Annotated in this window: 18 protein-coding genes; 17 read left to right on the plus strand and 1 reads right to left on the minus strand. The window is 62.6% G+C overall.

Annotated features, from left to right (window positions below):
• Positions 1-4 precede the first annotated feature (4 nt).
• The 16 genes from ABD301_RS01465 to ABD301_RS01530 all read left to right on the plus strand — a co-directional run bounded on the left by ABD301_RS01465 (position 5) and on the right by ABD301_RS01530 (position 12,306).
• Entirely contained in the window at positions 5-772 is a 768-nt protein-coding gene (locus ABD301_RS01465; RefSeq protein ID WP_163571927.1) for a hypothetical protein, read from the plus strand.
• A gap of 90 nt (positions 773-862) precedes the next feature.
• Positions 863-1,825: a hypothetical protein gene (locus tag ABD301_RS01470; RefSeq protein WP_344306387.1), complete on the plus strand. Its 963-nt coding sequence runs from the start codon at positions 863-865 to the stop codon at positions 1,823-1,825.
• A gap of 143 nt (positions 1,826-1,968) precedes the next feature.
• Positions 1,969-2,862 (plus strand): ImmA/IrrE family metallo-endopeptidase, encoded by an 894-nt coding sequence (locus tag ABD301_RS42260; protein WP_425551876.1) that lies wholly within the window; start codon positions 1,969-1,971, stop codon positions 2,860-2,862.
• A gap of 152 nt (positions 2,863-3,014) precedes the next feature.
• On the plus strand, positions 3,015-4,043 hold the full coding sequence (locus tag ABD301_RS01475; RefSeq protein WP_344306389.1) for a hypothetical protein: 1,029 nt from the start codon (positions 3,015-3,017) through the stop codon (positions 4,041-4,043).
• Positions 4,040-4,516: a type II CBASS E2 protein gene (locus ABD301_RS42725; RefSeq protein WP_486320476.1), complete on the plus strand. Its 477-nt coding sequence runs from the start codon at positions 4,040-4,042 to the stop codon at positions 4,514-4,516. The genes ABD301_RS01475 and ABD301_RS42725 overlap by 4 nt, the downstream gene beginning before the upstream one ends.
• A 10-nt stretch (positions 4,517-4,526) precedes the next feature.
• Positions 4,527-5,150, plus strand: a complete 624-nt coding sequence (locus ABD301_RS01480) for a hypothetical protein (RefSeq protein WP_344306391.1) — start codon at positions 4,527-4,529, stop codon at positions 5,148-5,150.
• A gap of 764 nt (positions 5,151-5,914) precedes the next feature.
• On the plus strand, positions 5,915-6,151 hold the full coding sequence (locus ABD301_RS01485; RefSeq protein ID WP_163571932.1) for a hypothetical protein: 237 nt from the start codon (positions 5,915-5,917) through the stop codon (positions 6,149-6,151).
• 8 nt (positions 6,152-6,159) lie between these two features.
• Complete coding sequence (locus ABD301_RS01490; RefSeq protein WP_344306715.1) at positions 6,160-6,690, plus strand: DUF6879 family protein; 531 nt, start codon at positions 6,160-6,162, stop codon at positions 6,688-6,690.
• On the plus strand, positions 6,623-7,540 hold the full coding sequence (locus tag ABD301_RS01495) for a helix-turn-helix domain-containing protein (RefSeq protein WP_344306393.1): 918 nt from the start codon (positions 6,623-6,625) through the stop codon (positions 7,538-7,540). Before ABD301_RS01490 ends, ABD301_RS01495 begins: the two co-directional genes overlap by 68 nt.
• A gap of 135 nt (positions 7,541-7,675) precedes the next feature.
• Complete coding sequence (locus ABD301_RS01500; RefSeq protein WP_344306395.1) at positions 7,676-8,833, plus strand: radical SAM protein; 1,158 nt, start codon at positions 7,676-7,678, stop codon at positions 8,831-8,833.
• A 19-nt stretch (positions 8,834-8,852) separates the two neighbouring features.
• Positions 8,853-9,407, plus strand: coding sequence for a 3'-5' exonuclease (locus tag ABD301_RS01505; RefSeq protein ID WP_344306397.1), 555 nt, complete (start codon positions 8,853-8,855; stop codon positions 9,405-9,407).
• Positions 9,385-10,026 carry a dTMP kinase gene (gene tmk, locus ABD301_RS01510; protein ID WP_344306399.1) on the plus strand — a complete coding sequence of 214 codons (642 nt, stop codon included), beginning with the start codon at positions 9,385-9,387 and terminating at the stop codon, positions 10,024-10,026. The genes ABD301_RS01505 and tmk overlap by 23 nt, the downstream gene beginning before the upstream one ends.
• A gap of 263 nt (positions 10,027-10,289) precedes the next feature.
• Positions 10,290-10,529: a hypothetical protein gene (locus ABD301_RS01515; RefSeq protein ID WP_163571934.1), complete on the plus strand. Its 240-nt coding sequence runs from the start codon at positions 10,290-10,292 to the stop codon at positions 10,527-10,529.
• Between the two features lie 460 nt (positions 10,530-10,989).
• Positions 10,990-11,286: a hypothetical protein gene (locus ABD301_RS01520; protein ID WP_163571935.1), complete on the plus strand. Its 297-nt coding sequence runs from the start codon at positions 10,990-10,992 to the stop codon at positions 11,284-11,286.
• Between the two features lie 190 nt (positions 11,287-11,476).
• Positions 11,477-11,695, plus strand: coding sequence for a hypothetical protein (locus ABD301_RS01525; RefSeq protein WP_163571936.1), 219 nt, complete (start codon positions 11,477-11,479; stop codon positions 11,693-11,695).
• Positions 11,696-11,997: 302 nt separating this feature from the next.
• Positions 11,998-12,306: a hypothetical protein gene (locus tag ABD301_RS01530; RefSeq protein ID WP_279582159.1), complete on the plus strand. Its 309-nt coding sequence runs from the start codon at positions 11,998-12,000 to the stop codon at positions 12,304-12,306.
• Between the two features lie 49 nt (positions 12,307-12,355).
• Here ABD301_RS01530 and ABD301_RS42265 read toward each other — a convergent pair whose 3' ends face one another.
• A complete protein-coding gene (locus ABD301_RS42265) occupies positions 12,356-12,685 on the minus strand; it encodes a winged helix-turn-helix transcriptional regulator (RefSeq protein ID WP_163571938.1) in 330 nt (109 codons plus the stop codon).
• 442 nt (positions 12,686-13,127) lie between these two features.
• Between ABD301_RS42265 and ABD301_RS01535 the strand changes: the two genes are divergently transcribed.
• Positions 13,128-13,667: a hypothetical protein gene (locus ABD301_RS01535; protein WP_163571939.1), complete on the plus strand. Its 540-nt coding sequence runs from the start codon at positions 13,128-13,130 to the stop codon at positions 13,665-13,667.
• Positions 13,668-13,902: the final 235 nt, after the last annotated feature.

Genomic DNA, 13,902 nt, shown 5'->3' on the forward strand with positions numbered 1-13,902 from the left:
CCTTGTGGCCACGCTGCTGGCGCAAGTCAGCGACGACGCTGCGCTGGGCAGATACTTACGTGTGTCGATCCGACATTGGCTGATCGATCGGGCACGTAAGTCACGTCTCGGATCGTTGCGGCGAACTCTCGAGGATGTGTTGTCGAAGGACGACCGCATTGAGAAGGTTCCGGCTCATGAGCCGGGTGCCGGACGATGGCGGATGGTGGGCACGTCGGACCCACCGTGGTCCGGAAGGACCGATGATCTTGTTGTCGCAGCGCGGATGGTGCGCAGTGTGCGGATTCCGAAGTGGTCGGGCGAGTCCCGAGCACCGGTTGCGGACCGAGCGTCATTAGGGTCTGTTGCCGTCGCAGTCCTCTCTGCGGCATCTGGAAGCTTGGAGATCGGGCAGCTGACGGTCGTGTTCGCTCGGCGGTTTCCGGTGGTTCTGGACCCGATCGAGATGTCTCTGACCGATGAATCAGTTGGCGAGTTGACCGCAGATGTCCTCTCTCCGGAGGAACAACTTATCGCTGCCGAGGATGAGGCAGATGCCGCCGCGACCGCTCTTTCCATCGTGGGCATGCTGTCGCCGTTACAGCGTCTGCTCGTGCCGCACCTGGAGAATGCCGAGGAGGTGCGGCGGCTTGTCGGCTGCGGGCGAAGCCAGGCATATCACCAGATGAGGTGTCTTAAAGAGAGGCTGGCTGAACTCGTGGGGGAGGGCGATGACGTGCGCGCAGTGGGGCTGGAGGTGATCCGGTTGTGTGGTGTCATCGAAGTGAAATGAGCATGCTGTACGTAGACGCCGGACGAGTCCGGAGCTGCGTCGTCAAGCTGAAACGTCAACTTACCTGGTTGACGATTGCGGGAGGACATCATGAGTGACCGCCCCATGTCGCAGCGGCTTCTTGACCTCACACGCCAGGCCCGAGGACCGCAGGCATTGACGCGCGAAGGGCTCCGGCGCCGCTTCGGCGAACCCAACGAGTTGAAGATCGAGGTCGGCCAGGTATGGCGGTCAAACTGGGGCGACATCAGCCTTCTCGTTCTTGTCGTGGCTCTCTGTGAGGACGGGGTGATGGGAGCGCCAGTGACGGTTGATCCGCCTGTCGAGGACGACAACTGCTTGGTGTTGGATAGGGGCTCGGCAGTGTTTGGCGTTGAATCCACCCTTTGGGTTGACCAGCTCGGGCCTCTGCCGTTACGCGTCCTGGAACGCCCGATCGATATCTGGTCTATTGACATTGTCCGGTGGACAGCCGCCATCTGGAAATCGCCTGACCAGGTGCCTCCAGCGGGTACGCGGCGCGGTGAAGGTACTCACTCACCGTTGGATCCGGCCGCAGCGTTTCGCGCTGACTTGGAAGATGACCTTGTATATCTCCGGAATGCGCCGGCACTTCCCATAGCAATTAGCGATCGGCCGGCGGTCCCCTTGGGTCGGTTGCTCGGCAAATCACTCGATCTCGCGAGTTTGGTTACAGCGCTTGGAATCCCTCAGCACGAGGTGATGGCTCTTCTGGGCGGCAAGAAGCCTTTGACGCCGGCCATGGTTGGATCAGTCGCTGATGTGACAGGCCTGTCAGCCCAGAAAGTCGCGGAAGCCGTGCTGCCGCTCCCTTCTGGGCTAGTGGCAGAGATCGACCACCCTCGATGGAGATCGGTCTGGAAGACGTGGGCCGACCAATCAGGTGTCGACGAAGCCGCTGTGAGGATCGAAGCAGGATATGGGGCGTTCGTGATGGCCGCGCGGCAAACCGGAGGGCAGGCACCAGATTGGGGAGCTCGCCTTCGGCATGTGGTGGAGCATCGAGTCGGTCGCGCCGATGAGGACTCGTAGTGTTCGGCCAATACACCCTGGAGGCCCAGACACAAGCAGAGGCGATGCTGGCTTTCCTTGAGCGTGACCGGCCGGGCGTTACTAGCCGTCTGCGGTATGCGGCAGTCAGCGAACTAGAAACCTGGCCTGACGTCTGCGTGGAGATGGTGGACGAGTCGGTTGGGGAAGACCGCTGTTCCGTCGCGGGTAGTTACCACCCGGCGCCGCCACCGCCGACCCTGCGCGTTGGCCGCGCCGCGTCGCACCGCCGCCGAGGCTTCACAGCCCTGCATGAGCTCGGGCATCATCTCCAACAAACAGACCCGTTGCTTGGGGAGCGCACATTTGAGTATTCGGATCCGAATCAGTTCCAGGAGGAAGCGTGTGATGCCTTCGCTGCGCATGTACTACTCGCGGACGAAGAACTACGAGGGCTGATTGGCGCGCGTGGGCCCACCGCACAGGACGTAGTTGAGATCTTCAGCCGCACGCAAGCATCCCGAGAAGCATGCTGTGTGTGGGCCGCGCAACGACTCGCCGGAGCCGGCGCCGTCGTTCTCCTCGATGGTCGCGGGACCGTGTTGTTTGCCGCAGCGCGGACCTTTGTCCCTCCCGCGCGCCGCTCGGATCAGTCCGGCACACCGCTGATCGAGGCCGCTCTGCTCAGCGGCCGAACAGCGCGCCGCGACCGCACGTTCGTGTCGTATCGCAACGGGAGTACCAGCGACGACTTGTACGGGGACGCGGTCTGGTGTGACGTCCAGTATTTGATTGCTGTGTTGGCGTTGGACAATGCCGGCTGGCACTCCTTCGCCCCCTCTCGGCCGTTCTCCGGTACGCCAGGATCCCCGCGTTGGTGGACCTGCGCGACCTGCGACGAGGGCTTCAAGGTGGCTGGTCCGCCGTGTGTCACCTGCCGGCAGCCGGAATGTCAGGATGGCCATTGCGGATGTACGACAACCCGTATGCAAAATGACCGTCGATGCAACAGCTGTTTCCTTGTACTGGCGCCGACTCGTTTCGAGGGCAGCAGCTTAGCCTGCCTCGATTGTGCTTGAAACTACGGATGACTTACGGTCGCGCCAAGACCGGACAATCACGCAGGTATGTCGTCAGTCTGTAGTGAGCGGTTGAAAAGGTCGCTCCGCGCAGCATTTTGATGCGCGCCATAGCGGGCGACCTCCAGCCCTGACATCCGAAGGCGAACCATATGACCAGCCACACCGAGGACATCCTCAATTACGTGCGAGCCCAGATCGACGCTCACCCTGAGGCGGTGGCCGAAGCCCGCCAACGACTCGAACTCACTCGTAAGATCGCGCTCCGATTCCCAGGCGCGAACCGAACATATGCTAGCGGCTCCCTGCCGCAACACACCTTCATCCACCCGGTCGGTGACGGCGATGGTGGTTTGGTGCTAGATCGACGGTATTACCCGAAACTCGGTCCGGATGGAGACGGCGAAACACCTCAGACGATCATTCCAGATTTATGTTCCCATCTCGGCCCCGAGATCCGAGAGGTCTACCCAGGTGCTCGATGCGGCAAGTCCAAGCGCGGGCCGAAAATTTCCTTCGGCGAGCCGGTCGACGGCCAGGACCCCACAGTCGACCTCGTCCTTGCTCTCACCCGCAAGGACGGAACGGGCCTATGGATTCCGAACTTGAATACCAATCGTTGGGAGGCATCCGATCCAGAGCGGCACATTGAGCTGTTCATTTCAGGAGGCCAGTCGCTTCGGCGCACTCGCCGACGCGTGATCCGCTTGCTGAAGGCATGGAACAAGCAGTATGCGAGCCCAGCCTTCTCATCACATAATTTGACCGTGTGGGCCTGGGAGTTTGTGCAGAGCGGCACCGGCTTGGCCCGCGCTTTCAGCACGGTACTGTCCGACGCCGCCGAGCGGGTCAGTTCCGGTGCCGCGACGACAGATCCGGCCGGGGTGTCACCAAACGTTCGTCTCCTTCAATCGCGCAATGTGGCCGTCAAGCGTCTGCGCGTCGCAGCTGATGGGCTAGCCATGGCGCTTAGGCACGACGATGACCGTGACGCGGTCAGTTCTGGCTTGTCGAAGGTCTTCTTCAAGTATCTTGACGACCCGGCCGCTGTTGGTGTTGAGCGGGCGGTAGCCGCCCTACGGAGGAACAAACCGATCTCGACCGCGTTGCTAGGCCTCGCCGGCACGTCGGCGGTCGTGCGACCGACCCGCGCATACGGTGAATCACGGTACGACCGGTGAGTCGAGGAGGCATCAGGTGGCGGCCGCAGGCTTGGTACGCCGCGCCGGCGGCGCGCATCCTCTTCCAGAGGCAACTCGCAGCCACTACTTTGTCTGTCCGCCCGGTACGCCCACCGCGGCACCATCGGGGCGGATTCGCGCTCGCCGTCGAGCTACGAGTCGATCACCTGCCTGAACAGACCATCACCATCGTCTTCAGCCCTCTTGCGCCGCTCGCTCCATCCGTCTATACCACCGGCCCTGCCGATTCTCCCCACCGATACCGGGACGGCACGCTGTGCATGTGGCATCCAGACGACCCTTCCAGTCTCCGCTGGACCCAGAGAGACGGTGGAACCAGTCTGCTGGGACACGTCATCGCCCACCTGCTGCGAGAACAGTGGTGGCGTCGTACGGGTGAGTGGCCCGGAGAAGAGTACCCACACCTACAAGCCGGTATGGCTGCACCCGACGAGTGGCTAAACGCAGCGTGAGGACCGACTCATGATCGTCTTACTCACTCTGTCCGCTGGACACGGGGCATCGCTCGGCGCCGAGGCCGTCGGACTCGTTGGCAATCCAAGGGCGGCGCTTCCAGACACCCCGGCCACTGGAACGAACCTGCTGTTGGCGACCGTACTGTCTGGAGCGGTTCTCGCCGCGCTCATCACCGCTGGCATCAACATCTGGCTCGCGCGACGAAAAGGCCGCGAGGAAGAACGCAGTCGCATCCGCTCAGCCTTCGCCGAAGCCTTCGCCGCCTATAGTGCCTACAAAGAGTTTCCCTATGCCATCCACCGACGCCGCGCCGATGTGCCCGCCGAGGAACGCGTCCGACTGTCCGAGCAACTCCGACAAATTCAGGCCGATATTGCCTATCACCTCGCCTGGACTGCCGCGGAGTCACTCATCGTCGGCGCGGCGTACGCCAGCCTTGCCAAGCAGTTGCGCGCGACAGCCGGCCGCGCCATGCACGACGCGTGGATAGCTCCGCCTATCAGCTCCGACCAGGAAATGAACATTCCACCCGCCATCGTCGACCTCAGCTCGCTCCGGCCAGCCGAGGATGCGTACATAGAGGCCGTCTGCGAACATCTCGCTCAACTAGCGCCATGGTGGGCTAAGTAAGACGCCTCCTGAACCGGCAACACGGCGGTGGGTCGGGCTCGCGGTGATGGATGAACACGGCCTGAACCTCACATACGCTGGTCGCTCACCACCTTGCTGGAGCGGTGCATCGTACGCGAGTGAGATGGATGCCTGCGGTGTCGGCTCTGGCTAGCGATCGAATGTCGAGCTCGTGAGCGCTAGTGATCTTTTTACTGTCGGCTCACCTCCCCACTCGTGCTATCGGCCGCCGCGGGTTGGGTGAGCAGCTTGGAGTACGTGTTGACTGGTTCGGCCGCACGACCACCGGAGTCAGGCTAGGGCCGCCGCCAGACCGAACCTTCTCAACGTCGTCGTCAGTCGCGCCAAACGTCATCGACACCACACAGCATGGGCACCGTTGCCACACTTCCAGCAACTCGCGCACCAATTACCAGTCCACCGGTAGGGGTTCTCCAGTTGCTCAACGCACGCGACCATCCGGCCACCATCGGTCAGGCAGGTGCTTTCACGCCAGCGCCGTACTACAGCGCTGTAGGCGGAGTCGCGGCGTGGTGCGGCCGGTCGGCGGGACTGCGATGGTCGACGAGTTCCGAAGCAAGCTCGTCCTCGAGATCTGCTTAGCGAGCACGGCCCAATCGCCGCCGGTCACATTGCGAACGACAACTTGGAGACCCGCCGCGCCGGTTGGACTCGGTGCCGCCAGCCGCACGCCGTTGACCTCAGGTAGCTCATAAGACATCATCGTTGAGAATGCTTCACAAAGTTTCTAGCAAGGAGGAAAGATGCGCGCCAAGTTCCTCGGCAAAGACCCGAACTCGCAGGTAGACAACTCGCCCACCCTGTTCGCCACGGACCGCACCGACCGCGTGACCTACATCGCGCAGGGTTGGAAGGTGACCGACGCCGAGGCGCTCGCGGACATCGGGCAGGTGCCCGACCACGAAACCCTGATCGAGATCCCGGAAGACGTGCTGACGTTCTACGCTCGCCGCTACCTGGAGCAGGAGGGTGAACGCTGACTTCCCTCATCAAGCCCGGTCCGGAGTTCCGGCAGCTCTTCCATTCCTTCGAGCACACGGCGTACCGGCTCGAAGCTCGCGATCAGTACGACGCCAGTTACGAGAATGAGTCCCTGCGCAAGTTCCTCGCAGGGGAACCGGATGACCTGCCGTGGATGCAGAGCTGGCTGGACATGTTGCGCGAGGCCACGGCCAAGGGCCGCCGGTTCGCCCGTGTCCGCGTGGTGACGATGCCGCTCACCGACTACAGCCGCTTTGGTGTGTGGTGCGCGCAGTTCACCAATGGGGCGGGTGAAGATATCCGTTACCTGGAGCGGGACAAGGCCGAGTTCGTAGGACTACCGAACCACGACTACTGGCTCTTCGATTCTCGGAAGCTGGTACGGATGCACTTGGACGACAACGGCGCCTTCCTTGGTGGCGAGGTCATCGAAGATGCGAACGAGATCGTGAAGCACAGCTACTGGCGTGATGCTGCCTGGCATCATGCCACCGGACGGGACGATTTTGCCACTGAACAGCAGCTCCGGGGCGTCTAACGTCCACGAGGCACGGAATGCCCTTGGCAAACGACTCCGCGAGCTACGCCAAGCCGCTGGCGTCAACGGTCGGCAGCTCGCGGAGTCTTTGTCGTGGCCGCCGTCTAAGATCTCCAAACTGGAGAACGGCCGGCAGACGCCGACCGACGACGACATCAGTGCATGGACACGCGCAACCAACGCCGAGGTTGAGGCTGAGGCTCTGCTCGCTTCGCTGCACACGCTTGAGGTGCAACATGCCGAGTGGCAGCGGATCCTGCGTACCGGGTTGAAACCCCGGCAACAAGAACACATCGAGTGGGATCAGAAGACGCGGCTCTTCCAGGTGTTCGAAGCGACAGTGCTTCCTGGTCTCCTCCAAACCGCGGAATATGCCCGTGCTCGGTTCGCTGAAGGTATCCGCCGGTTGAAGCTCCCGAATGACATCAACGAGGCGGTAGCTGCCCGCGTGCGGCGCCAAGAGATCCTGTATCGGACCGACAAGCGGTTCCACTTCGTGCTGACAGAGGCAGCGTTGAGGTTCCGACTGTGCCCCACGGACGTCATGCTCGGCCAGCTCGACCGATTGATCTCTTTTTCGCAACTACCGAACGTGCGGCTGGGCATCGTCGGCTTCGAGACCCAGTACGCCACCTCGCCGTGGCATGGCTTCTGGATATACGACAACGAGCGGGTACTGGTCGAGACCTTCAGCGCGGCGCTTGACCTGCGTCAGCCGCAGGAGATCGAGCTGTACGGGAACGCCTTCGAACAGCTCGCGGCAGTCGCCAGCTACGGGCGTAGCGCGCGGACCCTCATTAATCGCGTCATAGACGATCTTGCCCCGGAAACATCCGAAGATGGCGACTGATTTCTAGAGCGCCCGCATGGTTTGTTCATTTCTAGAAATACTGAGAAACTTTCTTTTCAGGTGTCAGTTTCGGCTCTACGCTGCCATTCGGACGGTGAATCGCGTTCGCCCCTTTTGGGACTGGGAGTGAGCCAGGTGACGACACGTGTCGCCCTGCTGAGCAGGGAACAGATCGACCGACTTCCCGCACGCGCCCGCGAGGTTGTCGAGTACCGCAAGAGCGGACTCAGCCTGAACCACATCCAGGGCTGCCCCCTGGACTGCGCGTACTGCATCCGACACACCTATGGCCTCTGGGATCAGCGGGTGCCGCGTGCCCTGATGACCGACGCGGAGGCCGTCGAAGAGTTGGTCAACCATCGCTACTTCCAGCCGCATGTGACGCCGGTCCAGGTGTTCAACCGGGCGACCGACCCGTTCCTTCCCGCCGTTCGGCCGCACACCTTCGCCGTGCTGGAAGACCTCGACGGCCGCGGGATGACCAATCACGTCCTGGTCATTACGCGCCATCAGATGAAGGCGGCAGACATCGACCGGCTCAATGCACTCAAGCACCTCAAGGTGACGCTGCTGTTCACCTATTCCGGGATCGACAATAAGGACATCGAGCCCTACCCCTCGCACGTGGCCGCTGAGTCCTTGAAGCTCATGAGCGCGCCGGATCGCCGGAGGTACCGCACGGTTTTGTACTGGCGTCCGCTGGTGCCGGGTCTGAACGACACCGACGAGCACCTTGACCAGGCATACGGGCTGGCGGGTCACGCCGATGCGACAGTGTTCACTGGTCTGTTCTACCGCGACCAAATCGCCGAGTACTACAAGGCCAACGGCCTGCCCGAGCCGTACGAGGACACCGCGCGTCGGAAGATCGTGCCGGAAACCTTGGAGCGGCGGGTCTTGGCCGCCTTCGACACGACGACGCCGTTGTTCCGCAAGACCTCGTGTGCCGTGGCGTACGCGCATGGTCTGCCCGATTACAACGGCCACTACGGCATCCGAGAGCTGTGCGACATCTGCCCGCTGAGTCAGCTTGACCTGTGCGCCAGTGCTCACCGGGTGCCGTCACCCAGCCAGATACGGGATGCCTCCGGCACACTGCCAGAGGCTCGTGGTCTGGTGGTCGTGGACATCACCGACCGCGCAGCCGTGGTGTCCGGGCTGGAGACGGAGCAGCCGCGCTACTACCTGCAACATGCGCTCGGCTTTCAGGTGCACGACGTGCGTCACCCGCACGTCGAGCGTCGGCACGGTCGAGCCGATATCGGCTGGAAGGAAGACAAACGCGATGGCTGACTGGACGAGCCTCAGCTACGTGGTCGTGGACGTGGAGGGCAACGGCCAGCAGCCGCCCGACCTGGTGGAACTGGCCGCCGTGCCGATCGTGAACGGCGCCATCGGGGAACCGGTGAGCTGGCTGGTTCTCCCGGACGAGGAGATCACGCACTTCGCGACCCGGATTCACGGCCTGACCAACAAAGACCTGGCCAACTCGCCGGTATTCGACGCGGTAAAGGACGACGTGCTCGGCGCCCTGAACGTTGACGCCCTGGTGGCCCACAACGCACACGTGGATGTCGGCGTTCTGAGCCGCAAGCTCGATGACTGGCAGACGCCTGAGGTGTTCGACACGCTCAAGCTCGCCCGCCGCTTGGTGCCGGGGCGGGACAGCTACCGGCTTGGCAGATTGGTCGAGTCTTTTGGCCTCGCGGACGGTCTGCCCGATGACCTGTCGCCGCACCGCGCCACCTACGACGCGCTGGTCGCGGCACGCCTGTTCGTGCTGCTCGCGGGCAAGGCGGCAACGCTCGAGAAACTCCGTGGCCATCCGTCAGAAGGGGACGAACATGAAGCTCCGGCCCTTTTCTGAGCGGCAGCGCGGCGTGTTCGTCAGCGTGGATGGACCGAGCGGGGCCGGGAAATCAACGATTGTTCGCCACCTGGCGCAACTCCTTGTCGCCGCTGGCGAAGACGTGTACATCACCGCCGAGCCATCCACTGGCCCGATTGGTGCGATGTGTCGTGACTTAACCGAGACGATTACCGGCCACGCGCTCGCCTGCTTGTACGCGGCAGATCGCTATTACCACCTCGAGGTGGAGATCCGCCCGCACGCCGAGGCCGGCCGCTTCGTCATCTCCGACCGTTATGTCCCTTCAGGGCTGGTCATGCAACGCTTCGACGGCATTGACCCGGCGTTCCTTTGGCAAATCAACGCCGAAGCCGACCGACCCGACCTAGCCGTGATCCTCGAAGCCGACCCCGACGTGATTTCCGAACGACTTACGGAGCGCGGGCCGCATAACCGCTTCCAGATCTCGCCCAGCAGCAGTCACGCCGAAGTCCATTTCTACCGGCAGGCCACCGAGCGGTTAATTCAAGCCGGATTCGACGTGCTACGGGTGGACTGCAACCAGCGACCAGCAGAACAGTCCGCGGCCTTGATCCGCGACCGGCTGATGACCTTCTTCGCATCGAGCAAGGAGTAAACGGTGATTGCCGAAACGATCGCGAACGCGGAGCCAGTGAACGAAATTGATGTGCCCACCCGCCTCCAACGATGCGTCTCGCCGCCCAGCCGAGCCCAGAACCCGTCTGAGACCACAGCCGAGAACGCGAGCGAGGGCGTGATCCAGGACGTGTATCGGGTCGCGTTTGTTCTTCACGGATGGGTTCAGCAGTCACCTGCACGCCGCGGCCGGCCGGTCGATGACCGTCCGAAGCCGCGTCCCCGGACACGGAAGGTATCGGGGTGACCGCCACAATGCCGGCCGAACCAACAGCGGCGGCGGATTCAGCGCCGATCGAGGGTGCGCGCGGTGAGTGCGCCTCGTGTAGGACGCCGATCGTCTACCGGGCAGCGCACGACGCGTGGGAGCACGTGATCGTGCGCCTCGAACCCGCGCGCGTGGGCGTGGAGATGCCGGTGTTCAGCGGTGCGCATCTGGCGACGGCACACGACGATGACGCGGTACGGAGCGAACTGCGGTGAGTACTGAGCCCGGCACGCGCGAGCAGCCGCTTACAGTCACGTCGGCGGCGCGGACGGTAGCCGATCAACCGCGATTGTTCTATTTGTGGCGCGTCAATGACATTAGCGGCGTCTCAGGGCGTGGCCTGGTGTCGTGGGGTGTGGAGTGGCCGAACGGTCGCGCCACCACGCAATGGAACGGGCCTCGCAGCGGTATCTGGCAAACCAGCGAATGGGACCGCACCGAGGACATTATCGCCGTGCACGGCCACGACGGTGCAACGAGGCTCCTTTACCTGCCTCGTCCCGGCGTCTGCGAGCACTGTCTCACCATCGCCGGCTCACCACCTTCACTTCCGTGAGGTCGCAGCAGTGGCGGAAATCATTCGTGCTCAGCGATGAAGCGGGGCGGTCAGGTTGAGCGCGGGGGAAGTCGTATTGATTTCCTCCAAACCTGATCCAAACGTGTCCACTCAGGGGGATGATTTTTGTGGCGCATACGCATGAACTCGACTGGCCGTTGAGCGGCGAGGGTGTCCGGGCTGTATTTACGCAGCTTGCCGCGAAGGGACGATCACCGCTGCCATCCACTGAGCCCGATCAAATAGCTTTTTGGCAATGGTTATCAGATTTGCGCGGGAGAGCTAAGAAGCTCGGTATCGAATGGTCGCCATGTGACGGCGGGGCATCCACAGAAGAGGATGTCGAGACCAGCGACGTCCAGCGGCAACTGGAAGCGATTCTCGACATGACGCCGATGCCATCGCCGAGCGAGTAGCACGGATGAACGGCCGGACGCCTCCCACGGCAACCAAGCCACGCCCTCAAGTACGGCCTTGAAAGCCACTGGCCGCGGCTGCGCCGGACGGCTCAGCATCACCCGTAGCCGGGATCGCGACGTTTGGCACCAGATCGGTGCAGGACTCGCATCGTCAGCCGCACGGCTGACGCCAGTCAGGTAGGTGAATATGACGAGCCACAGCGGACCAATGCTCAATGTGCGACAACAAGTTGTGCAGGCGAAGAGGGATGCAACCATAGCTGTCGAGGCGGCGCGACGCTCAGGCGACCAGCGCAAAGTTGATCACTTCGTCGGCAAGGCGCTGGCGTTCCAAGCGATCCTCGACATTATCGAGATCGAGATCGAACCCGAGATCAGTACTTCGCTATTCGCTACTCCAAAGTGACGTGCACGTGCTCACAGTAAATGGGCTGGACCATCACCGACTGCCGCTGTTTCTCGCTTCTGTCATTGAAATCTCTGCCCTACTCGTGTCACCAAGGCGACATAAAGCAAGCTCCCGGCTCCGATCCCACGGCGGCGCGAGCCGTGGAGTGACCTTTGACGGAATGGGCTCATGTTTCCACAAGTTCAGAGGTGGAGCGGATGGAGGGAATCAATTCGGTCATGGGTGAACGGTCAGTCAATGTCTGGGTGGCTTGGGCCCTGCTCCGGTGTGGATCCTGCGATAAGCGTCTCCTTCCGGTGGTGGGGTCGGCCCCTCGCCAGTACGCCTGCGGCTGTGTGGCGGGTCGCGGTGGGATCGACGCCACCACAGTCGAGGGCCGGGTGGTCGCAGCGGCGCTGGAGGCCACGATCGACGACATTCGGCAGGCCGTTGGCGAGGACGATCTCGACGAGGATGGGATCCGAGATCATTGGGCGGGCGCGGATCCTGGCAAACTCCGCCGGTTGGTGAGCACGATTCTGGAGGCCGCTATCGTGATCCACGACGAGGCAGGCGCGATCGAGTACGTCTGGAAGTCGCCTTCCAATGAGCCAGAGGGCTGCAACTGAACTGATCTCACTGGAATGCGGAGCCGTCCGGACTGCAGGAGTTTGCTGGTCAGGCGGACGGAGGAAACATCGGGTGCCGCGCTAGCCAGTCATCAACGAACCCACCCACCTCTTCGATGAATTCAGTACCCAGTGGGGTGAGGGCATACTGATGTCCTCGAGCCGCAGGTCCGGGCCGTCTTTCGATGAGAGCTTCCTGGTGTAGTGCACGCAACGTCTTGCTGCACATTCTCTCGGAGATGTGTGGCTCGGCTCGGTCGTGTAGTGCCTCGATCAGCTCCGTGAAGGTCAGCGGACCATTGTCCAGGGCGCGAAGAATGACCGGCGCCCAAGTGCGATTCAAAATCGCTCCGACACCGCGAACACGCTCACGGTCCATGATTGGCTCCACCCCTGCGGCTCCGACTGTAGATTCGTCCGCTTTGTACCGACATCTGCCACTCTACAGAAAAGTCTTCCCGCGACCTCTGGGTTTTCTTGAAGATTTGATTATCGTCGGTCTGGTCAGCAAGATTTTTTCCTGATCGCACGCATGGTGGGTACCTGCGACATTGCGTTCCAAAATATGACAGCGCGCATTGTTGATCGCGCATCCTTGTCGGAGCGCTGTGGCCTTCGCGCAGGTTAGCCACCTCGGCGCCGCATTGAGCCGCGGCGCGGTTCCGTCACTGACTGTAGCTGCACGTGCACCCCGCCGACGGCCCTCGGGGTCCGGACGCGCAGGTCCGGACCCCGATGTTCTTGTCTCACCATGTGTGACCGGTGTAATCAAGATCGTTAGGCGGTAACCCGGGGTGCGGCGGAGCGGTAGAGGGGCGTGCGTGGTGACGGCGGCGCAGATCATGGCCAGAACGGTGACGGCAGCGGCTGCCGTGGTCGTCCTCGTGGGGTGCAATGCCTCGCCCGCGCAGCCTGACCACCCAAAGCCGGCGAGCCCGCGCGAGACGGCCCGGCAGGCGGCCGAGAGGAGTGCCCTGGCCGCCTACCGGGACATGTGGGCTGCGATTGCAGCGGCAGGCCTGTCGTCGAACGCGGCGGATCCGACCTTGGCAAAGTATGCCGCCGACCCCGCGCTTGGGGTGATCACCAAAAAATTAGCCAGTGATAAGAACTCTGGACGGGTAACACGCGGAACATATGCCACCAACCCGGTGGTCACCTCTGTTGCTCCTCTGACTGCACCGACGAAGGTGGATTTGCGAGACTGTTTTGACGATACGCGATGGCTCCGATACCGGAAGGACACTGGGAAACTCGACGACACACCTGGCGGTCGGCACCGCACAACAGCGGTAGTCCAGGATCTCGGCGGCTGGCGGGTGACGAGCTTCGCCCTGGACGACCAAGTCGGCTCATGCTGAAACGCGCGATCCTCATTCTAATCTGCGCTCTCTTCGTTGCGCTGCCGTCGGGAGCTGCGTACGCGGGTGGGTCTGGCGGCCTTGGATGTTCCGATAGTGGGGCAGCCGGATGTCGCGTAACGGCAGGAACGCCAGGCGATCAGGCGCACGGAGGTCGGACCGGTCAAGGCTCGTCGGGAGGCAGCGGCTCAGGATCATCCGCAGGCGGTGCGACGAATGGCGTGAGGTGCGTACC

Source organism: Fodinicola feengrottensis, assembly GCF_039530045.1.
Lineage (GTDB): Bacteria > Actinomycetota > Actinomycetes > Mycobacteriales > HKI-0501 > Fodinicola > Fodinicola feengrottensis.

Bases quoted from the DNA above. Each gene is read 5' to 3' on its own strand.
- ABD301_RS01520 (WP_163571935.1), top strand. From the start codon at position 10,990: ATGATTTTTGTGGCGCATACGCATGAACTCGACTGGCCGTTGAGCGGC.
- ABD301_RS42260 (WP_425551876.1), top strand. From the start codon at position 1,969: ATGGTGGACGAGTCGGTTGGGGAAGACCGCTGTTCCGTCGCGGGTAGT.
- ABD301_RS01485 (WP_163571932.1), top strand. From the start codon at position 5,915: ATGCGCGCCAAGTTCCTCGGCAAAGACCCGAACTCGCAGGTAGACAAC.
- ABD301_RS01495 (WP_344306393.1), top strand. From the start codon at position 6,623: ATGCTGCCTGGCATCATGCCACCGGACGGGACGATTTTGCCACTGAAC.
- tmk (WP_344306399.1), top strand. From the start codon at position 9,385: ATGAAGCTCCGGCCCTTTTCTGAGCGGCAGCGCGGCGTGTTCGTCAGC.
- ABD301_RS01525 (WP_163571936.1), top strand. From the start codon at position 11,477: ATGACGAGCCACAGCGGACCAATGCTCAATGTGCGACAACAAGTTGTG.
- ABD301_RS01480 (WP_344306391.1), top strand. From the start codon at position 4,527: ATGATCGTCTTACTCACTCTGTCCGCTGGACACGGGGCATCGCTCGGC.
- ABD301_RS42265 (WP_163571938.1), bottom strand. From the start codon at position 12,685: ATGGACCGTGAGCGTGTTCGCGGTGTCGGAGCGATTTTGAATCGCACT.
- ABD301_RS01470 (WP_344306387.1), top strand. From the start codon at position 863: ATGAGTGACCGCCCCATGTCGCAGCGGCTTCTTGACCTCACACGCCAG.
- ABD301_RS01475 (WP_344306389.1), top strand. From the start codon at position 3,015: ATGACCAGCCACACCGAGGACATCCTCAATTACGTGCGAGCCCAGATC.